Below are 20,758 nucleotides of genomic sequence, written 5' to 3' on the forward strand. Positions count from 1 at the left end.
CAGTGACTTAACGCAAATGGTTAATAAATCTAATCAATAACGCATTTTCCCTTCGCTATTCCGGCCATTGAAGCCCCCATTCCGGGCTATGCTGCCTCAAGTTATTTACCTTCTGTTAACGATTGAGACGAATCTGAGTGACGCCACTTAGTGAGATGCCTACTATTTAACTCACGGTTATGAATCAACACGTTGATTTATAAACATCGAAATCCCCTGAGTGAAACAACGAATTGCTGTGTGTAGTCTTTGCCCATCTTGATGATGGGCTTTTTTTTATTCTGATTTCGCAAAGTGATTGATAAGCGCCCCATGCAGAACCAACGGGGCAACGGTCAGGTGGCTCTGTCCTTCTACCAGCGTAAAATCAACCCGGGTCGGCGCGTTAGCTATCAGGGCATTAGCCATTTCGCGGTTCCCGTCTACCATCGCTCGCTGCCCACGATGTTTTAATAGCGTGGCGCGCTTCTCTTCCGACAGCCTGGCCTCCTGCGGCTGCAGCGACTGTTCATAACTTCCCACGGAGAGCGATAGCTGAGCATTTCCCTTATCAGGCCGCCAGTTTTGCGCCATTCGCAGCAGATAGCGATCGTTCCACCACACCGATGGGCTTGAGGCGTAATAATGCTGGAAAGCGCCCGGCGAGGTCATAAACAGCCAGGTGGTGAACAGGCCGCCATAGGAGTGCCCAAAAAGCGCCTGCCGCTGCGGATTGATTTTCCACTGCTTTTCGACCCAGGGCCGGAGTTCGGCGTCAATAAACCGCCAGAATTTCTGCGCCTCGCCGGGGGCGCCTGGCGGATAAGTGCCCCCTGCCGGATTCGGCTCCAGCACCACTTTTTCTACCGCAGGTCGATAATCCCGCTCCCGGCGGCTGTTTTCCGGGTAGTCAATCGCCACCACCACGCCTGGCGTCAACGGGCAACGCTCACAGGTCAGGCGCTGCATCAGCGACACCGCGCCGGGGAAGACGGACTCACCGTCCAGAAGGTAAATCACCGGCCAGCCTTCTGAAGGCGCTTCGCCTTCAGGCCAGGAAACCATAATTTTATACTCACCGTTTTCCGGCGAATGCAGACTGTGTACCAGCGTATTCGCCAGCTTGTAGGGCTTATCCTCGATGACCGCTGCCCCCGAGGGAGCAGCGAGTGCGATAAGCGCCATAAGCAGATAGCGCAAAAGTTCTCCTTACCAGCGATAGCTGACGGTGGCGGTTAAGGTACGGCCAATGCCGTAGAAACAGGCTGAATCCGACGCGCAGGACGCCACGTATTTTGTGTCCGACAGATTATTGACGTTGAACTGCAGGGCGGCCCCTTTTAAATCAGGGCTCACTTCTCCCAGCTCGTAACGCAGCATGGCGTCATAGAGATCCACGGCCGCCACTTTAAAGGTATTTTTCGCATCGCCATAGCTGGTCCCGATGTAGCGAACCCCGACACCTGCCGTCAGGTTTTTCAGCAGGCCTTCAGGAATAGTGTAACTGCCCCACGCCGAGGCCATATGTGTTGGAACACGCGCGGGCGTTTTTCCTTCGGTGCCCGCCACGGTGGTGCTCACGGTTTCCGCATCCGTCCAGGTGTAAGAGCCTATCAGGTTGAGGCTGTTAAACAGCGTGGAATGCACCTCCGCCTCCAGCCCTTTAGAACGGATTTCACCGGCGTTTTCAAACCAACCCAGCGCGCTGTTGTAGGTCCCAACGTTTGTCTGGCGGAGATCGAACACCGCCAGCGTCATGAAGGTCTCTTTCAGCGGCTGATACTTCAGGCCCACTTCGGTCTGCTTGCCCAGGCTTGGGTCGAACGGCGCAGCGCCTGGCGCACGGTTGGTCTGCAGATTGGGCTCAAACGAGGTGCTGTAGCTGATATACGGCGACAGGCCAAAATCAAAGGCGTAAAGCAGCCCCGTACGCCAGGTGAACTTGCTGTCATTCTGCTGCGTCGTTTTACTTTTTAACCTGTCCGTCGTGCGCACTTCGGCCCAATCATAACGCCCGGAAAGCAGCAGTTGCCAGTTGTTCCAGCTGAGCTGATCCTGCAGGTACACGCCCGTCTGGTCGAGATTCTGCTGGTCGTCGTTCACCGCGCTGAAGGTGCTTTCGTCCACATTGAGGCCATATACCGGATTCGGCCAGTACAGATCGTATTTCGCCCCGGTGCCGCGGCTGAGCTGCTGCCGGTCATGGTTAGACTTGTAATCCAGGCCGCCTAACAGCGTATGCCCCAGCGCGCCGGTATCAAACTGCGCCTCAAGCTGGTTATCCACGCCAAACTCATCGGTATCACGCGTTTCTCGCTGCGCACGGCGCGAAAGTAGCGTCTCGCTTTTTGAGGTGGAATACACGAGGTAACGGTACTTCTGTTTGATGCTGGCGTAACGGGCGTTCTGGCGGAAGGTGAAGATATCGTTGAAGCTGTGCTCGAACTCATAGCCCACCATCGTTTGCTCGCGCCACGACTGGTCGTAATTGGGATCGCTAACGTTAAAGTCCAGCGGGATATACCCCGCCGTGGTTTCCGTCACCAGGCCTGCGGCAGGCAGGAAGTTACGATAGCCCGCCTTCGGGTCTTTCTGGTAGCTGGTCAGTAAAGTAAAACGAGTCTGCTCGTTGGGATACCAGGTCAGCGCCGGCGCAATCGCCAGGCGCTGCTCTTTGTAATCGGCCACCTGGCTGTGCTGCGTGCGTGCGATGCCGTTCAGGCGATAAAGCACCCGATTATCGTCGCTTAGCGAGCCGCCAAAATCAAAAGCCCCCTCGGCCAGATGCTGGTTGCCTGAGCGGAACTGCACTTCATGTATCGCTTCCCTTGTCGGCCGCTTGCTGGTCATGCTGATAAGCCCGCCGGGGTTCACCTGGCCGAACAACACGGATGCCGGGCCACGCACCAGCTCCACGCGCTCAAGCAGCCACGGGTCAAACGTCCCGGTCTGGGAAGACGCTGTTGCGCCGTAGCTCAGTCCGTCAAGATATTTTGGGACATAGCTGAAGCCGCGCACAAACACCTCATCGTTGCGGTTCGAACTGCCCCGATACTCCGTCAGTACCCCGGCCGAATAGCGCAAAGCCTGCGACACGGAGGTAACATCCTGCGCGTTCATTTGGTCGCGGGTAATCACCGAAACCGACTGCGGCGTTTGGAGCAAATCAGCCGCGGTTTTCGTTGCAGACAGCGTTTTGGTAGCCACCATCCCCTTCAGCGGCGCAGAAGGATCCTCGCTAACGGAACCGGTGACAACCAGAGTTTCCTCGCTGCCCTGCCGCTCCTGCGCCTGAACGCTGTTTCCCATCCCCAGGGCACTGAATCCCATCAGCCAAAGGCCGCAGGTTACCTTATTATTTTTAAAGTGCATGACCGTAACATCCCATGTGATTAGGTGAATTAAGTTCGCCTTTCTCTCCTGTTACGTTTTGTCGTAAAACGCAACGACTCGCAATGTTATTGCAAATCAATCTCATTTGCATTAGCGTGTGTGCACTTTTTTATCAGGAATGATAAACACGATGAGAGCCGCGTGGAGCGCATTAATGTTGGGACTTTGTTCAGCGTCGGCGGTGGCCGCGACCTGTACTTTTACCGGCAGCCAGGGTGAGCAGGATGGGAAGTTCGACGCCAGCGGCGAAATCTGCTTTGCCCTTCCGGCGCTGGGTGAAAATTACGCCAACGTCCGGTTGAGCGGCGTAACCGACGCCAGCCTGGTAGACAGCAAAGGCAGGCTCTGGCGTTCGCTGGTGGAAAATGGGCCGGTGGATGGCCAGCACAATCCGCTTTTTGCCCTGCCCGTCGGTCAGCCTTCTACGCTGGTGCTTCGCGGTGAGCCCGGCAGGCGCTGGCTGTTTCGCTGGCAGATCCGTGAAACCGTGCCGCTCAAGCGTAACGACGAACAATCCCCGGAAAGCCCGGCACTGCTGGCGCTTGAGCAGGCTCTGAGCCACGGCGCAAGTACGGAAGCTTTCTGGCAGGAAAGGCGCGAGCAGGGCACGCCGCTGGTCGAGCCCATCGATGCCAGCCGCAAACGCGTGACGTTCCTGTGGCGAGGCGCACAGGGCAACGTGTTCGTGCTCGGTTCACCGGCCGGTGACCATGACCCGATGTTCCGCCTCGGGCAGTCCGACGTCTGGTATCGCAGCTATGTGGTACCGGCTGATACGCTAATGCAGTACAAACTTGCCCCCGACGTTCCCCTTGTGGAAGGCACCGCGCGCGACCAGCGCCGGGCGATTCTGGTGTCGGCCCAGACTGACCCGCTTAACCCGCAATTCAGCCCCGCAGGCAAAGGCGACCGCTGGAATCGTTTCTCACTTTTAGACCTGACCACCCACCGCTATTTTACCCCGCAGGCAACCGCCGAGCCGATTAGGCAGGGCTCCCTGGTTCGCTATCAGGTAGAAAGCAAAAAGCTGGCTAACCGGCGGGAAGTGGCCGTCTACCGGCCACGCGGGGGGCAGCCCGCCCGCTGGACGCTAATGCTGTTCGATGGCCGTATGTACCAGGACCGTTATCATCTCGCCAATGTGCTGGACGGCCTGATAGCCCGTCATGCCCTGCCGCCGGTTAACGCCGTGTTTATCGACAGCCTCGACGGCGAACGACGGGAAAAAGAGCTGCCGCCCAATCCCGATTTCGCCGATTTTATGGCCGAAGAGCTGGTGCCGTGGCTGCGCCGTCAGGGCATCACCACTCCGGCACAAAAAACCATCGTGGCAGGCTCCAGTTACGGCGGTCTGGCATCGTCCTGGGTGGCGCTTCGCCATCCCGAAGCGTTTGGCAACGTGCTGAGTTTGTCCGGCTCTTACTGGTGGGCACCCGAGGGCGAAGCGCCGGGCTGGCTTACCCGTCAGTATCAGGCATCCCCGCGCTTGCCGGTGCGATTTTGGCTGCAGGCGGGACGCTTTGAAAGCAAAGGCGCAGACGGCGGTATTTACCGTAATACGCAACAGCTTGAAGCCGTGCTGCGTGAAAAGGGCTACGAGGTGAGCTTTAACCCCTGGTCGAGCGGGCATGATTATGCGGCGTGGTGCGAGGCCATTATTACCGGCATGAAGGAATTGATTAAGCGGGGATAAGTGTCGGCCCGGTGGCCTGCCCCGCATAAAGCAGGCAGGCTCCGGGCCGGATCCCCTCTCTTTATTGCAGAAAAGGGTTGAACGTTACTTATTCAGTTCAGCAAGGCTGAGCCAGGTTTGCACCACGGTGTCCGGGTTCAGGGACAGGCTGTCAATCCCCTCTTCCATCAGCCAGGCGGCAAAGTCTTCGTGATCGGACGGCCCCTGCCCACAGATCCCGACGTATTTACCCTGTTTCTTCGCCGCTTTAATCGCCATCGACAGCAGCGCTTTCACCGCGTCGTTACGCTCGTCAAACAGTTCAGACACCACACCAGAGTCGCGATCCAGGCCCAGCGCAAGCTGCGTCATATCGTTCGAGCCAATGGAGAAGCCGTCAAAGTATTGCAGGAACTCGTCCGCCAGCAGGGCGTTGGACGGGATCTCGCACATCATGATGATCTTCAGCCCGTTCTCACCGCGCTTCAGGCCCTGACGTTCCAGCTCCTCAACCACCGCTTTTGCCTGGGCAACGGTACGCACAAACGGCACCATCACTTCGACGTTGGTCAGGCCCATTTCATTACGCACGCGCTTCATGGCCGCGCATTCCAGCGCGAAGCAGTCGCGGAAGCTGTCTGCCACGTATCGACCTGCCCCACGGAAGCCCAGCATTGGGTTCTCTTCTTCCGGCTCATAACGCTCGCCGCCCACCAGGTTGGCGTATTCGTTAGATTTGAAGTCAGACAGACGCACAATCACGCGCTTCGGCCAGAACGCCGCACCTAAAGTCGCGATCCCTTCGGTCAGGCGACCCACGTAAAACTCAACAGGATCGTCATAACCTTTCATCATCGTGCGGATTTCCGCCTGCAGCGCGGGCTCCTGCTGGTCGAACTCCAGCAGCGCGCGCGGGTGCACGCCAATCATGCGGTTGATGATAAATTCCAGACGCGCCAGGCCAACGCCTTCGTTCGGCAGGCAGGCGAAGTCAAACGCACGATCCGGGTTGCCAACGTTCATCATGATCTTCAGCGGCAGATCCGGCATGGCATCAACCGTGGAGCTTTTCACGGTGAAGTCGAGGATCTCCGCGTAAACGTAGCCGGTGTCGCCTTCGGCGCAGGAAACGGTCACGTTCTGGCCGTCTTTCATGCGCTCGGTGGCATCGCCACAGCCCACAACGGCTGGAATACCAAGCTCACGTGCGATGATGGCCGCGTGGCAGGTACGCCCGCCGCGGTTGGTGACAATCGCCGCCGCTTTTTTCATGATCGGTTCCCAGTCCGGGTCGGTCATGTCAGTGACCAGCACGTCGCCCGGCTGGATGCGGTTCATTTCGCTGATGTCGTGGATCACTTTTACCGGACCCGCGCCGATGCGGTGACCAATCGCGCGGCCTTCCGCCACGATCTGCCCCTGCGCGTGCAGCTGGTAGCGTTCCATCACCTGGCCCTGAGAACGCACGGTTTCCGGGCGAGCCTGAACGATGAACAGCTTGCCGGTATGGCCGTCTTTAGCCCACTCGATGTCCATCGGGCGGCCATAATGTTTTTCGATTTGTACCGCCTGCTTAGCCAGTTCCTGAATCTCTTCCTGGGTAATACAGAAGCGGTCGCGATCGGCTTCCGGCACGTCTTCAATCCGCACCTGCTTGCCGTGTTCCTGCGTTGGAGCGTAGACCATGCGAATTTTTTTCGAACCCATGGTGCGGCGAACGATGGCCGGATTACCCGCCTCAAGCGTTGGCTTGTGCACGTAGAATTCATCCGGGTTTACGGCGCCCTGCACAACCATTTCACCCAGGCCCCACGCGGCGGTAATAAACACCACCTGATCGAAACCGGATTCGGTATCAATGGAGAACATCACCCCGGAAGAAGCGAGGTCGGAGCGCACCATACGCTGAACGCCAGCGGAGAGCGCCACGCCGCGGTGGTCGTAGCCTTGATGCACGCGGTAGGAGATTGCACGGTCGTTAAACAGCGAGGCAAAAACGTGTTTCACCGCCACCAGCACGGCATCATATCCCTGCACGTTGAGGAAAGTTTCTTGTTGCCCGGCAAAGGAAGCGTCCGGCATGTCTTCCGCAGTGGCCGAAGAACGCACCGCAAAAGAGGCCTCGGCATCATCGGAGGAGAGCGTTTGGTACGCTTCACGAATGGCATGCTCCAGCTCAGGCTGGAAAGGCGTGTCAATAATCCACTGGCGAATCTGCGCCCCGGCTTTTGCCAGTTCGCTCACATCGTCAATGTCGGTTTTATCCAGCAGCTCGTAGATACGCTGGTTCACGCCGCTCTGGTCGAGAAACAGGTTAAACGCCTCGGCGGTGGTCGCAAAACCGTTCGGGACGGAAACGCCCATACCCGAAAGATTGGTAATCATTTCACCCAGGGAGGCATTTTTGCCTCCGACCCTGTCTACATCATTCATGCCAAGTTGGTTATACCAAAGCACCAGCGGTGACGAGCCGTTATTGGACATCGAAACAATCCTTTTTTAAATGAATGGGTACAAGAAACACCAGACTTCGTATTTAGCTTTGCATATTCTTAGGGGGGAATGAAACCAGTGAATCGTTCAAGCAAAATAAAATATGACGTTTTCGGATAGATCCGCTCATTTCATAAACCATTGATTATCATATAATCCTCACAGTTTAGATGGGTATAGTATTGATTTGAATATATTTAAGATGGTTTATTAAATTTAAAAACGCTATTTCACTTTTTAAATTAAGATTAGCGCTACTCGGAATCCCTTGTTTTACTTTATGCTTTAGGGAAACCGGTTCCCCGCTCAGGAATAAAAATGGATAATTTAGTCGATCGTCAGGTATTTTGTATTTCCGATGGCACCGCGATTACCGCAGAGGTACTTGGTCACGCGGTCATGTCACAATTCCCGGTATCTATCAACAGTATTACGCTGCCGTTTGTTGAAAATGAAAGCCGCGCAAAAGCGGTAAAAGAGCAGATTGACGCTATTTACCAACAAACCGGGGTGCGTCCGCTGGTGTTTTATTCCATCGTGCTGCCCAATATCCGCGACATCATTATGCAGAGCGAAGGTTTCTGTCAGGACATCGTGCAAACCCTGGTTGCGCCGCTGCAGCAGGAGCTAAAACTCGACCCGACTCCCGTCGCCCACCGAACGCACGGCCTTAACCCCGGTAACCTGACGAAATACGACGCCCGTATTGCCGCCATTGATTACACGCTGGCGCACGACGACGGGATTTCGATGCGCAATCTCGATCAGGCGCAGGTCATTTTGCTGGGCGTATCCCGCTGTGGAAAAACGCCGACCAGCCTGTACCTCGCGATGCAGTTTGGCATTCGCGCCGCGAACTACCCTTTTATTGCCGATGACATGGACAACATTCAGCTCCCGGCCGTGCTTAAACCGCTGCAGCACAAGCTTTTTGGTCTGACCATTAACCCTGAACGCCTGGCCGCCATTCGTGAAGAACGGCGTGAAAACAGCCGCTATGCCTCTCTCCGCCAGTGCCGTCTGGAGGTCGCCGAAGTGGAAGCCCTGTTCCGTAAAAATCAGATCCGCTACCTCAACAGCACCAACTATTCTGTTGAAGAGATGGCGACCAAAATTCTCGACATTATGGGGCTGAATCGCCGCATGTACTAAGAAACTAGTACAAAAGACCAGGCGTGTATGCTAGGGTGTACAGACTGCGGTGGGGCAATCCTTTCGCCAAAGCCGGCCGGATGTTGAAATCGGTCAGCTTTGGTTTATTGTGATCCCCATCACTTCCCGGTAAATCTGCCGCAGAGAAGACAAAATTTCTGAGACACCCAATGAACAAAACAGATGAATTGCGAACCGCGCGCATCGACAGCCTGGTGACACCGGCTGAGCTAACCGAGCGCTTCCCGGTTTCCGCCGAGGTTGCCCAGCACGTCACCGCCGCCCGCCGCCGGATCGAAAAGATCCTCACCGGTGAAGATAAGCGCCTGCTGGTTATCGTCGGCCCCTGCTCGATCCACGATCTTGACGCCGCGATGGACTATGCTCGCCGCCTCAAAACGCTGCGTGAAAAACATCAGGATCGTCTTGAGATCGTGATGCGTACCTACTTCGAAAAACCCCGCACCGTCGTCGGCTGGAAAGGGTTAATTTCCGATCCTGATCTGAACGGCAGCTACCGCATTAATTACGGCCTCGAACAGGCGCGCCGCCTGCTGCTGCAGGTCAACGAGCTGGGTGTCCCTACCGCGACCGAATTTCTGGATATGGTGACCGGGCAGTATATCGCCGACCTGATTAGCTGGGGCGCCATTGGCGCGCGCACGACCGAAAGCCAGATCCACCGTGAAATGGCGTCCGCACTCTCCTGTCCGGTTGGCTTTAAAAATGGTACAGATGGCAATACCCGCATTGCGGTGGATGCCATCCGCGCCGCGCGTGCCAGCCATATGTTCCTCTCCCCGGATAAACAGGGGCAGATGACGATTTACCAGACCAGCGGCAACCCTTACGGCCATATTATTATGCGCGGCGGCAAGCAGCCGAATTATCACGCAGAAGACATTGCCGCCGCCTGCGACACGCTGGGCGCGTTTGACTTGCCTGAACATCTGGTGATTGATTTCAGCCACGGCAACTGCCAGAAGCAGCACCGCCGTCAGTTGGATGTTTGCGAAGATGTTTGCACGCAAATTCGCAACGGCTCGAGGGCGATTGCCGGGATCATGGCGGAAAGCTTCCTGAAAGAAGGGACGCAGCAAATCGTTGCTGGCAAGCCCCTGACTTATGGGCAGTCGATCACCGATCCTTGCCTTAACTGGGAAGATACGGAAACGCTGGTCGCGATGCTGGCGCAGGCCACTGACCGACGCTTCTGATAGTTTCCACCGGCGGGCACTTGATAACCCGCCGGATATCATAGCATTACGCCTCGCGACAACTCGCCCGCAAAGAAATTCCCTGATTCACACAATTCTTACAAATAATGCTTGCTGCTGATTCGGCTTTTTCTGATAATGATTCTCATTGTTACACTGATTGTCATTTGTAAACAGAGTGAAGCGTATGGACAAACCATTCACCCCCGCCCGCCCACAGCCCGCGACAGAACCTCGCCAGGTTGACAGCAAAACGCTGCTCGGTGCCGATGGCCGCGTTGTTATCGTCCATGAAGGACAGCAATATCTGTTACGCCAGACTCAGGCCGGGAAGCTGATCCTGACCAAATAAATTAAACAAACCGTTCCCCACACCCTAACGGGGAAATTAGCCAGCCACCCAGGTCATACCCAGGCAGCCAGCGCTTTCGATATTCCTTAGGAGAGTTGCGCTATGCCTTGCACCAACACAGCAGGTTTTCGTCTGTCTGTACTCACGTTAGCCGTATTTACCGCCCTGCCCGCTTTCGCAAAAGACGATCAAATGACCGTGGTTGCCACCGGTAACCAACGCAGCACTTTCGAAGCCCCAATGATGGTGAGCGTTATCGATGCGAATTCACCAGAGAGCCAGACGTCCACGTCCGCCGCTGACATGCTGCGCAAAGTTCCGGGGATCACCATCGACGGCACCGGGCGCACCAACGGCCAGGACATCAACATGCGCGGTTACGACCGCCGTGGCGTACTTACCCTGGTAGACGGCATTCGTCAGGGCACCGACACCGGCCACCTGAACAGTACGTTCCTCGATCCCGCGCTGATTAAGCGTATTGAAGTGGTACGTGGCCCGGCGGCTCTGCTGTACGGCAGCGGCGCGCTGGGCGGTGTTATTTCCTATGAAACCGCAGACGCCGCCGATCTTCTATTTGACGGGCAAAACAGCGGCTTCCGCGTCTTCGGCACCGGCGGTACCGGCGACCACAGCATCGGCATGGGCGCCAGTGCCTTTGGCCGTACCGATAACCTGGACGGCGTCGTCGCCTGGTCCAGCCGCGATCGCGGTAACCTGCGCCAGAGCAACGGTGAAACCGCGCCTAATGACGAAAACATCGGCAACCTGCTGACCAAAGGCACCTGGTATATCGATTCGGCTCAGTCGCTGTCCGGCTCCCTGCGCTACTACAATAACAACGCGCAGGAACCGAAAAACCCGCAGACGCCGGATGCCTCAGCCTCCAGCAACCCGATGACCAATCGCTCCACCATTCAGCGCGACGCGCAGCTGAAATACCACCTCAATCCGCAGGATAACGACTGGCTGAACGCGACCGCGACGGCCTACTGGTCCGAAGCTCGTATCAACGCTGAAACCCCTAATCAGGGGGGTGAATTCCGTAAACAGACGACCAAAGGCGGTAAGCTCGAAAACCGCAGCCGTCTGTTTAGCGACAGCTTCGCGGCTAACCTGCTGACCTACGGCAGCGAATATTATCGTCAGGAGCAGGCTCCTGGTGGCCTGACGACCGGTTTCCCACAGGCGAAAATCAACTTTGGTTCCGGCTGGCTGCAGGATGAAATCACCCTGCGCGACCTGCCGATTTCTATCCTGGCCGGGACGCGTTATGACAACTACAGCGGCAGCAGCCAGGGTTATAAAGACGTGGATGCCGACAAGTGGTCATCACGCGGAGCGGTTTCTGTCACCCCAACCGACTGGCTGATGCTGTTTGGTTCCTATGCGCAGGCGTTCCGTGCGCCGACCATGGGCGAGATGTACAACGACTCCAAGCACTTCTCTATCGGCACTCGCTACACCAACTATTGGGTACCAAACCCGAACCTGCGCCCGGAAACCAACGAAACGCAGGAATACGGCTTCGGTCTGCGCTTCGACAATCTGGCCATGGCTAACGACGGCCTGGAATTCAAAGCCAGCTACTTCGACACCAAAGCGAAAGATTACATCTCTACCACCGTGGACTTCGCCAAAGCGACCACCATGTCCTACAACGTGCCAAAAGCAAAAATTTGGGGCTGGGACGTCAACGCGAAGTACACCGCCGATCTGTTCAGCCTGGATACCGCCTATAACCGTACCCGCGGTAAAGATGAAGATACCGGCGAGTACATCTCCAGCCTGAACCCGGACACCGTCACCACCACCCTGGACATCCCTGTGTCACACAGCGGCTTCTCCGTGGGCTGGGTCGGCACCTTCGCCGAGCGTTCCACCCATATCAGCAGCTCCTATGCACAGCAGCCGGGCTATGCGGTCAGCGATTTTTATGTCAGCTACAAAGGGCAGCAGCAGCTGCGCGGTTTAACCACCACGCTGGTGTTTGGCAACGCCTTCGATAAAGAGTACTGGTCACCGCAGGGTCTCCCGCAGGATGGCCGTAACGGTAAAATTTTCGTGAGCTATCAATGGTAAAGGAGTTATTCATGAGTCAGCGTTACGACAGCTGGATCCAGCTTAAGCAAGAACACCCGAAAAAATATGCCCGGGATATCGCCAAACTGATGCACATCAGCGAGGCGGAACTGACCCATGCCCGCGTCGGGCACGACGCATGGCGCCTGAATGGCGATGTGAAAGAGATCTTCGCCGCGCTGGAAGCCGTGGGGGAAACAAAGTGCATCTGCCGCAACGAATATGCCGTTCACGAGCAGGTAGGCCGCTTTGAGAACCAGCACCTTAACGGCCACGCCGGGCTGGTACTGAATCCTCGTGCGCTGGATCTGCGTTTGTTCCTGAACCAGTGGGCGAGCGTGTTCCACGTCCGGGAAGAGACCGCTCGCGGCGAACGCCAGAGCATTCAATTCTTTGACCATCAGGGTGATGCGCTGCTGAAGGTATATACCACCGACAACACCCATGTTGAATCATGGAGCCAGGTGCTGACCCGTTTCATCCACACCGACAACCCGGCGCTGGCGATCAAAGCCGTTGAAGAAGCGGTAATGACGCCTACGGTCGAGGCCGACAAGGTGGACGCAGAATGGCGCGCGATGACGGATGTACACCAGTTCTTCCAGCTGCTTAAACGCCATCAGCTGACTCGCCAGCAGGCTTTCCGCCTGGTGAAAGACGATCTGGCCTGTCGCGTAGATAACGAAGCGCTGTCCCAACTGCTGTTTTACAAGCAGAAGACGGCATACGAGATCATGATTTTCGTCGGCAACCGCGGCTGCGTGCAGATCTTCACCGGTGAAATCCGCAAAGTGGTCCCGATGGAAAACTGGGTCAACGTGTTCAACCCGGAATTCACCCTGCACCTGATGGGCGATACCATCGCCGAAAGCTGGGTAACCCGCAAACCAACCGCCGACGGCCACGTGACCAGCCTCGAGCTGTTTGCCGCCGACGGCACGCAAATTGCCCAGCTGTACGGCCAGCGTACTGAAGGCCAGCCGGAGCAGGAGCAGTGGCGTCTGCAAATTGAAGCCCTGATCGGCAAAGGGTTAGCGGCATGAAACGCCTGCTGCTCGCCATCCTCGCCCTGCCATTGATGGCAGGTGCGGCCGAGCGCGTGGTAACCATCGGTGGCGACGTCACCGAGATTGCCTGGGCTCTGGGTGCGGGTCAGGATGTGGTGGCTCGTGATAGCACGAGCCTTCATCCCGATGCCGTGAAAAAACTGCCGGATGTGGGCTACCTGCGCCAGCTTAATGCCGAGGGTATTCTAGCCATGCGCCCGACGCAGGTACTGGCCAGCGCTCAGGCTCAGCCATCCATGGCGCTGAAGCAGGTTGAGGCCAGCAAAGTGAAAGTGGTTACCGTTCCGGCGGAAAATAACCTCGAGAGCATTGATGCCAAAGTGGCTGCCGTGGCTACCGCGCTGGGTAAAACAGCCGAAGGCGACAAGCTGCGCAAAACGCTTCACGACCAGCTAGCGGCGATCCCGGCCAAACCGCTGGGCAAAAAAGTGCTGTTCATTATGAGCCACGGCGGCATGACCGCCATGGCTGCCGGGCAGGAAACCGCCGCGGATGCCGCGATTCACGCCGCCGGACTGGACAATGCCATGCAGGGCTTCAAGCGCTACCAGCCGCTGTCTCAGGAAGGCGTGATCGCCAGCAAACCTGACCTGATCCTGGTCACCACTGATGGGGTGAAAACCCTCGGCGGAGAAGCCAAAGTCTGGGCATTGCCAGGGCTTGCGCAAACGCCAGCCGGGAAAAATAAACAGCTGATGGTCGTCGATGACATGGCGCTGCTCGGCTTTGGCATTGATACCCCGCAGACGATCCTCGCCCTGCGCAAAAAAGCGGAGCAACTGCCGTGATACGCCGACCTTTGCCTCACCATGCCCTGTTTTTGATGGGGCTGGTTTTGCTGGCAATGGCGCTTATTGCCGCTAACCTCGGCGCCATGCGGCTGTCTGTGGCCGTGCTGTGGCAGACGCATGACGACACGCTGCGTGACATCTGGCTCAACATCCGTTTGCCGAGGGTGCTGCTGGCGGCGCTGATCGGCGGCGCGCTGGCGCTGTCGGGCTGCGTGATGCAGGGGTTGTTCCGTAACCCGCTTGCCGATCCGGGCCTGCTTGGGATCAGCAGCGGGGCCGCGCTGGCGGTGGGGCTGTCGATTGTTATGCCGCTGGCTCTGCCGGCGGTTTTAGCGCTTTATGCCCCTATGCTGGCAGCGTTTGTAGGCAGCCTGGCGGTGACGCTGGCGATTTTCCTGCTTAGCCGGAAAGGCACCAACAGTTTGTCTCGCCTGCTGCTGGTGGGCATCGCCATCAATGCGCTGTGCGGCGCGGCGGTTGGCGTGCTGTCGTGGATAAGCAACGACACTCAGCTGCGCCAGCTTTCTCTCTGGGGCATGGGGAGCCTGGGCCAGGCACAATGGTCCACGCTGCTCGCTACCGCGTCGCTTATTCTTCCTGCAAGCCTGGGCATCTGGCTGCTTTCAAAGCGCCTGAATTTGCTCCAGCTTGGTGATGAGGAAGCGCATTACCTGGGCGTGGATGTCAAAACAACCCAGCGGCATTTGCTGATCCTGAGCGCATTGTTGGTTGCTGCGGCGGTAGCCATCAGCGGCGTGATCGGCTTCGTTGGTCTGGTGGTTCCGCATCTGGTGCGCATGTGGCTTGGGTCCGATCATCGCTGGCTGGTGCCCGGCTCCGTGCTGGCCGGTGCCATGCTGCTGTTGGTGGCCGATACGCTGGCGAGAACGATTGTCGCGCCAGCAGAAATGCCTGTAGGCCTGTTGACCAGCCTGATAGGCGGCCCCTGGTTCCTGGCGATGATCTTTCGCAGCAAGGAGAGCGCGAGATGAATGAAGTTTTGTCCACGCACGATATTTCGCTAAAGCTGGGCCACCGTTATCTGATTGATAACGTCAATGTCAGCCTGAAGCCGGGTGAAGTTGTGGCGCTGATTGGCCCAAACGGCGCGGGCAAATCCACGCTGTTGCGGCTGTTAACCGGGTTTCAACAGCCTGACAGCGGGCACGTTGCGCTGGCAGGCCAGGATTTGAATCAGTGGTCCAACGAAGCGCTGTCCCGCAAACGCGCGGTGATGCGCCAGCAAAGCAGCATGGCGTTTAGCTGGACGGTAGAAGACGTGATCGCTATGGGCCGTGCGCCGTGGCCGCAGGCGTCAACGGCCGACGTCGTGGCGGAAGTCATGGCGCTGACCGGGTGCGACTCTCTGAGCGGCAGAGATTTTTGTCGTCTGTCAGGCGGCGAGCAACAGCGGGTGCAGCTTGCCCGGGCGCTGGCGCAGCTTTGGTGCGATGGGCAGCCTCACGGCTGGCTGTTTCTGGACGAGCCTACGTCGGCGCTGGATCTCTACCACCAGCAGCATGTGCTGCGCCTGCTGCGTCGCCTGGCGCAAATGGGGACGTTATCGGTCTGCGTTGTGCTGCACGATTTGAATCTGGCGGCACTCTGGGCCGACCGTATCGTGCTGCTACATAAAGGCAGGCTGGTGGCAAACGGAACGCCTGATGAAGTGCTGGAAGAGCAAACGTTGCAGCGCTGGTATCAGGCCGATCTGCGGGTGTTCCGACATCCGGAACACCCGGTTCCTCAGGTAGGCCTGCGCCAGTGATCAGCTTGAACAGCTGACTTCCAGCCGTTTTCCCCAGTCAGGTGGGCGCTGCGTCATATCGTCCTCACGATCGGAGAACGGCTGGAGCAGCGCCTCGTGGAGTTTAGCCAGTTCACGAGTATCGCCCTTTTCGGCAGCTTCGATTGCCCGCTGTGCCAGCCAGTTGCGTAAGACCAGCGCCGGGTTCACCGCCTGCATTTTCTGCTGGCGTTCGGCATCACTCACCTGCTCCGCCTGAAGCCGCTCACGATAGCGCCCAAACCAGACATCAAAACTTGCCCTGTCGATAAATTCATCCCGCAGCGGCGACGCCGCGCTGAGCTGCTCCGTCACGCTCAGCATCCGGAAGGTACGCGTGTAATCGCTGCCTTCTTTGCTCATCAGGGCGAAGAGCTCACTCAGGATTAGGTTATCGGCCTGCTGTTCGGTGAAAAGCCCCAGTTTGGCACGCATCCGTTGGCCAAAAGCACGCATAATTGCCGGCTGGTAGCCATCCAGAATCGCGTTCAGCTTCTCGGCCGTAATAAACGGCGACAGCGTCTGCGCCAGGCGCTGCAGGTTCCACAGCCCTACCGCTGGCTGGTTGTCGAAGGCATACCGGCCCTGGTAGTCGGAATGGTTACAGATAAATTCAGGCTGATAGTCGTCGAGGAAGCCATACGGGCCGTAGTCCATGGTCAGGCCAAGAATCGACATGTTGTCGGTGTTCATTACCCCGTGGGCAAAGCCCACCGTTTGCCAGCTGGCAATGAGCGCGGCGGTACGCGCCACCACGTCGGTAAACCACAGCTCATAGCGTTCTTCAAGCCCCTGCAGATGCGGCCAGTGGTGATGAATGGCGTAATCGGCAAGCTGCTGAACTTTTTCCGGCTCGCGGCGATAGTAGAAATGCTCAAAATGCCCAAAACGCAGATGGCTTTCGGACACCCGCAGCAGCATTGCCCCCTGCTCAACCGTTTCACGCTGTACCGGCGTATCGCTGGTGACTATAGTTAACGCTCGCGTCGTCGGAATGCCTAAAGCATGCATGGCTTCGCTGGCGAGAAATTCGCGAACAGTGGAGCGCAGCACGGCCCGGCCATCGCCCATGCGAGAGTACGGCGTCAAGCCTGCGCCTTTGAGATGCCAGTCAACCTTGCGTCCGTCCGCCAGCTGCTGCTCTCCCAGTAAAATACCACGCCCGTCCCCCAGTTGCCCTGCCCAGACGCCGAACTGGTGCCCGCTATAAACCTGGGCAAGCGGCTGCATGCCGGGCAGCAGCGTTTCGCCACTCCAGATCCCCTGCTGTGGTGCAGCAAAAAACGAGGCGTTAATCCCCAGATCGTCTGCCAGCGGCTGGCTGTGATAAAGCAGCCGGGCGTTTTTCAGCGGCGTGGGGGTTAATTCGCTATAGAACCCCGGCAGCTCATCGTGCCAGGTATTCAGAAAAGCTAAAGTATTGGTCATGGTTCCTCCGCCCGACAGTGTAGCCCCAGTAATGCATTTTAAACACAGTCGAGCAGCAGGGGCTTTAGTGAACCAGACCGTCATGAGGGGGGAAAAGTGAGGCCAGTCCTTCCGGCGGCACCAGCGGCCAGAGTTTGCCCTGCATCGCGGCAAAGCCTAAACCCTGCACTTTACGTCGCGCGCTGGCGGTATCTATCCCGGCAATCAACAATGCCTGACAAAACGGCGAAACCTGTCCAAGAATGGCAAGCATAAAGGGCGAGAAAGTGCGGCCAGGAAGCTGTTTCTGAACAAAAAATCGGTCCATGATCACATGCCGGAACAGACCATCAAAAATAGATTTTGTGGTGGCATTGCCTGCACCAAAGTCAGCCAAACCGAGTGGGAAACGTTCAGCCAGCCAGGCCAGTCTTAAATTCGTTTTGCCGCTATTTAAATCAGGAAAGCTTTCGCTAATCATTAATTCAATAAACGGCAAAGCCTTTAGCCGGATATATAAATCCTGGTTGTTAATTAGCGCATCAACAATAGTTTCATTAATATGAACCCAGACAACAAGGTACCGGGTGATAAAGAAATGCTGATGTTCTTCTATTTGCGTTAATTTTTCTCTAAACAGTTCGAGATGCTGTTCAGGCGCAAGATGAGGAATTAACAATTCGGTTGGAATACGAACCGGCGCGTCGGCCCCCACGAAGTTAGCAACGATTTCGACGCCCAAAATGCTAGCGTCCGGCCTGACGGCGGGGCGATAGTAGAGGTGAGAACAATAAACACTATCAAGTGAAACAATCATTTTGCCAGCCCTGTGGATTTCTGGTTGGACGGCAGAGAGATACAGCGCCAATCCGAAAATAGTCGGATAGCTGCTATCGCTGTGAATTTCACACTCATCCCTGAAACGTTTAAGCTTTATGTTTTAATAACTTTTAGCTTATCCTGGATATCCGTACATAGCCAGTTTTTAACGTAAATTCCGAACGGAATCACGAGCAATGATGCAAGGTAAAAAAGATTCATTCTCACAATGTTCATTCAGTAATTTACGCGTGGCAAAGCGGGCCATGTCGCCTATTGGGAAATAAACGCTGGTTAACGCCGGGCGGACAAATGCCGCACGATCGCCACTGTCATAACAAATAAGGGATATATCCAGAGGAATGCGTAAGCCCCGCTCGGTAATGGCCAGCATCGCCCCGACGGCCATCTCTTCGTTACAGCAATAAAGGGCGCTGATTTTATATTCATCCAGCAAGGCCGAGGTTTGCCGATAGCCGCTGGGCATATCGTACTCGCCTTCCACCACCGCCACCGGGGTAATGCCCTGCTCTTCCATGGCATCGAGAAAGCCCTGGCGTCGTAAGAGGCTGGAGGCGCGCTGGGTCGGGCCATGCAGGCAGGCGATTGCCAGGTGGCCGGCATCCAGCAAATAGCGGGTGGCCATGTGGCTGGCAAGACGATGATCGAAGACCACGCAGCGCGGGCTTAATGCGGGCACGTCTCTGTCGAGGATGATAAACCGGTTACCTCGTTCCGCCAGTTGAAGCAGCGTTTCGTCCGCGATGGCACGGACATGGAGAATCAAGCCATCACAGCGCAGATTGTAGAGTCGCTGAATGGCATTGCGCTCGTTCTCTTCTACGCCACGCCCCTGCGTCACCAGCAGTTGCTTGCCGTGGGATTCAGCTTCACTTTGCACCGTATCCATCAGCGTCCCGAAGAAACCCCCGGTGTATGACGTGGTTACCAGACCAATGGAATGGCTCTGGCTGGACGCCAGCGCTCTGGCTGCAGGATTGGGGGAATAGCCCAGTTCAGCAATCGCGGCCTCCACTTTAACGCGGGTTTGCGATTTAACCTTAGTGTCGCCATTCACCACGCGGGATACGGTGGCGCGGGAGACGCCGGCGTGAGCAGCAACATCTTCGAGGGTGACCATGACACAATCCTTAGCGGGAAAAGCACAATGCATCCCGATATTACCTGATATTGCCAATACCGTTGACGTTGCCCGCAGATTTGCGGGAACGGTCACGATTTTCAGTCAAGAACAAACAAGAAAGGCTATATGCGGCGGGCTTGCCAGAATTTTTTACGCCAGTAGACGTTGTCCAGAGAGGAACGCATAACGCCGCGACTGGTAGACGCGTGAATAAAGGTGTTGTCGGTGTCATAAATGCCGACGTGCAGGCCGCTTTCGCCCGAGCCGGTTTTGAAGAACACCAGATCGCCAGGCAGCAGGTCGTCTTTATCGATTTTTGTGCCGATTTCTGCCTGCTCGCTGGTCATGCGCGGCAGCATCAGATCGAACCTGTCGCGGAAGGTCATCAGCACGAAGCCCGAACAGTCCACGCCGCGTCGACTCATGCCACCGTAGGTGTACGGCGTGCCGTGCCAGCTGCGGAGCTGATCGTTTAGCTGAGCGATAACGGTGATGGAATCGGAAAGCCTGGCGTTCGGATGAGGGGCATTATGACTACACCCCACCAACACTATGCATGCCACTGCAATAAGCCACAAACGCATTTTCAGACAACTCCCGGTCTTGCTGTTTCCAGTAATTTAGCCTGTCGCCCGGAATTATTGCAAGCTTTCCACGATGTTATAACGGGCTTATCAGCATACTGTGCCCTTCGATACGCAAGAGTCGGAACGGCATTTGGTAAGCTGCGGCTAAATTTTTTGGCGTCAGCACTTCATCCTTCGGCCCCTGAGCGATCATTTTTCCCTCACGCAAGAGCCACACTTTATGGGCATGACGCAGGCTATGGTTCAAATCATGGCTGCTCATCACTACCGCAATACCCGTCTCACAAAACGTAAGCAACAGGCGATCTAATGCGGCCTGCTGGGCGACATCAAGGCTGTTCATCGGCTCATCCAGCAGCAAGAGCTGCCCTTCGGGATTGGCCGAGGGATCAATCTGCAGCAGCACGGCGGCAAGGCGAACGCGCTGCCATTCACCGCCGGAAAGCTGGTTGACCGACCGGGTCAGTTTGTCTGAGAGCCATAGCGACGCCGCCAGGCGCAGCATTGCCGCTTCGGACTCAGGCGAGGATTGATGTAGCTGCAGGTAATGCCAGACGGGCATTGCAAAAGGAGGAAGCTGCTGCTGGCTTAGCCAGGCACGATGTCGGGATAGCCCGGCAGGCAACCAGTCGTCAAGCGGCTGCTGGTTAAACAGAAGGCTGCCTTGCCCGGCGCTTAACCCTGCCATTCGCGCGAGCAGCGTGCTCTTGCCTGCTCCGTTCGGCCCGACAAGATGGATAAGTTCTCCGGGCTCCACCGCCGCAGATATTGGCCCAACCCGGCCCGCGACGGTGACGCCTGTCAGCTGCAGCAGGGA

Annotated in this window: 17 protein-coding genes and 1 other RNA gene; 10 read left to right on the forward strand and 8 right to left on the reverse strand. The window is 56.8% G+C overall.

Features of this window, described 5'->3' with window-relative positions; translation table 11 throughout:
- Window positions 1-173 precede the first annotated feature (173 nt).
- Window positions 174-280, forward strand: an RNA gene (rprA, locus tag WFK85_RS00330) — antisense sRNA RprA.
- Here rprA and WFK85_RS00335 read toward each other — a convergent pair.
- A complete protein-coding gene (locus WFK85_RS00335) occupies window positions 277-1,179 on the reverse strand; it encodes an alpha/beta hydrolase (RefSeq protein WP_336708085.1) in 903 nt (300 codons plus the stop codon). The two genes, rprA and WFK85_RS00335, sit on opposite strands and share 4 nt — an antisense overlap.
- Before the next feature lie 9 nt (window positions 1,180-1,188).
- Complete coding sequence (locus WFK85_RS00340; protein WP_166994079.1) at window positions 1,189-3,351, reverse strand: TonB-dependent siderophore receptor; 2,163 nt, start codon at window positions 3,349-3,351, stop codon at window positions 1,189-1,191.
- A gap of 151 nt (window positions 3,352-3,502) precedes the next feature.
- Here WFK85_RS00340 and WFK85_RS00345 point away from each other — a divergent pair, with 151 nt between their 5' ends.
- Complete coding sequence (locus WFK85_RS00345; RefSeq protein WP_166994077.1) at window positions 3,503-5,065, forward strand: alpha/beta hydrolase-fold protein; 1,563 nt, start codon at window positions 3,503-3,505, stop codon at window positions 5,063-5,065.
- A gap of 84 nt (window positions 5,066-5,149) precedes the next feature.
- Here WFK85_RS00345 and ppsA read toward each other — a convergent pair whose 3' ends face one another.
- A complete protein-coding gene (ppsA, locus tag WFK85_RS00350; protein ID WP_008456532.1) occupies window positions 5,150-7,528 on the reverse strand; it encodes a phosphoenolpyruvate synthase in 2,379 nt (792 codons plus the stop codon).
- 327 nt (window positions 7,529-7,855) lie between these two features.
- Here ppsA and ppsR point away from each other — a divergent pair, with 327 nt between their 5' ends.
- The 8 genes from ppsR (at window position 7,856) to WFK85_RS00390 (ending at window position 15,966) form a co-directional block, all read left to right on the forward strand.
- The gene (gene ppsR, locus WFK85_RS00355) at window positions 7,856-8,689 is read left to right on the forward strand and encodes a posphoenolpyruvate synthetase regulatory kinase/phosphorylase PpsR (RefSeq protein WP_008456534.1); all 834 of its coding nucleotides are present in this window, start codon (window positions 7,856-7,858) and stop codon (window positions 8,687-8,689) included.
- 170 nt (window positions 8,690-8,859) lie between these two features.
- The gene (aroH, locus tag WFK85_RS00360) at window positions 8,860-9,906 is read left to right on the forward strand and encodes a 3-deoxy-7-phosphoheptulonate synthase AroH (RefSeq protein WP_166994075.1); all 1,047 of its coding nucleotides are present in this window, start codon (window positions 8,860-8,862) and stop codon (window positions 9,904-9,906) included.
- Between the two features lie 187 nt (window positions 9,907-10,093).
- Complete coding sequence (gene hemP / locus WFK85_RS00365) at window positions 10,094-10,258, forward strand: hemin uptake protein HemP (RefSeq protein ID WP_008456537.1); 165 nt, start codon at window positions 10,094-10,096, stop codon at window positions 10,256-10,258.
- A 102-nt stretch (window positions 10,259-10,360) separates the two neighbouring features.
- Window positions 10,361-12,340, forward strand: a complete 1,980-nt coding sequence (locus WFK85_RS00370; protein ID WP_008456539.1) for a TonB-dependent hemoglobin/transferrin/lactoferrin family receptor — start codon at window positions 10,361-10,363, stop codon at window positions 12,338-12,340.
- Between the two features lie 11 nt (window positions 12,341-12,351).
- Complete coding sequence (locus WFK85_RS00375) at window positions 12,352-13,383, forward strand: hemin-degrading factor (protein ID WP_336821300.1); 1,032 nt, start codon at window positions 12,352-12,354, stop codon at window positions 13,381-13,383.
- Window positions 13,380-14,195 (forward strand): heme/hemin ABC transporter substrate-binding protein, encoded by an 816-nt coding sequence (locus WFK85_RS00380; RefSeq protein ID WP_336708079.1) that lies wholly within the window; start codon window positions 13,380-13,382, stop codon window positions 14,193-14,195. The genes WFK85_RS00375 and WFK85_RS00380 overlap by 4 nt, the downstream gene beginning before the upstream one ends.
- Window positions 14,196-14,230: 35 nt before the next feature.
- Window positions 14,231-15,190, forward strand: coding sequence for a FecCD family ABC transporter permease (locus WFK85_RS00385; protein ID WP_008456543.1), 960 nt, complete (start codon window positions 14,231-14,233; stop codon window positions 15,188-15,190).
- Window positions 15,187-15,966 carry a heme ABC transporter ATP-binding protein gene (locus WFK85_RS00390; protein WP_336708077.1) on the forward strand — a complete coding sequence of 260 codons (780 nt, stop codon included), beginning with the start codon at window positions 15,187-15,189 and terminating at the stop codon, window positions 15,964-15,966. Before WFK85_RS00385 ends, WFK85_RS00390 begins: the two co-directional genes overlap by 4 nt.
- Here the strand turns inward: WFK85_RS00390 and selO are convergent, their stop codons facing one another.
- The 5 genes from selO to btuD form a co-directional block, all read right to left on the reverse strand.
- Window positions 15,967-17,412 carry a protein adenylyltransferase SelO gene (gene selO, locus WFK85_RS00395; protein WP_336708075.1) on the reverse strand — a complete coding sequence of 482 codons (1,446 nt, stop codon included), beginning with the start codon at window positions 17,410-17,412 and terminating at the stop codon, window positions 15,967-15,969. It abuts the gene before it with no gap.
- Between the two features lie 64 nt (window positions 17,413-17,476).
- Complete coding sequence (locus WFK85_RS00400; protein WP_336708074.1) at window positions 17,477-18,208, reverse strand: EAL domain-containing protein; 732 nt, start codon at window positions 18,206-18,208, stop codon at window positions 17,477-17,479.
- 168 nt (window positions 18,209-18,376) lie between these two features.
- On the reverse strand, window positions 18,377-19,351 hold the full coding sequence (locus tag WFK85_RS00405; RefSeq protein WP_008456550.1) for a LacI family DNA-binding transcriptional regulator: 975 nt from the start codon (window positions 19,349-19,351) through the stop codon (window positions 18,377-18,379).
- A 125-nt stretch (window positions 19,352-19,476) separates the two neighbouring features.
- On the reverse strand, window positions 19,477-19,938 hold the full coding sequence (locus tag WFK85_RS00410) for a C40 family peptidase (protein ID WP_008456552.1): 462 nt from the start codon (window positions 19,936-19,938) through the stop codon (window positions 19,477-19,479).
- 76 nt (window positions 19,939-20,014) lie between these two features.
- A complete protein-coding gene (gene btuD, locus WFK85_RS00415; RefSeq protein WP_442892203.1) occupies window positions 20,015-20,752 on the reverse strand; it encodes a vitamin B12 ABC transporter ATP-binding protein BtuD in 738 nt (245 codons plus the stop codon).
- Window positions 20,753-20,758 lie beyond the last annotated feature (6 nt).

It is taken from the genome of Cedecea sp. VD22, assembly GCF_037150195.1.
Lineage (GTDB): Bacteria > Pseudomonadota > Gammaproteobacteria > Enterobacterales > Enterobacteriaceae > Cedecea.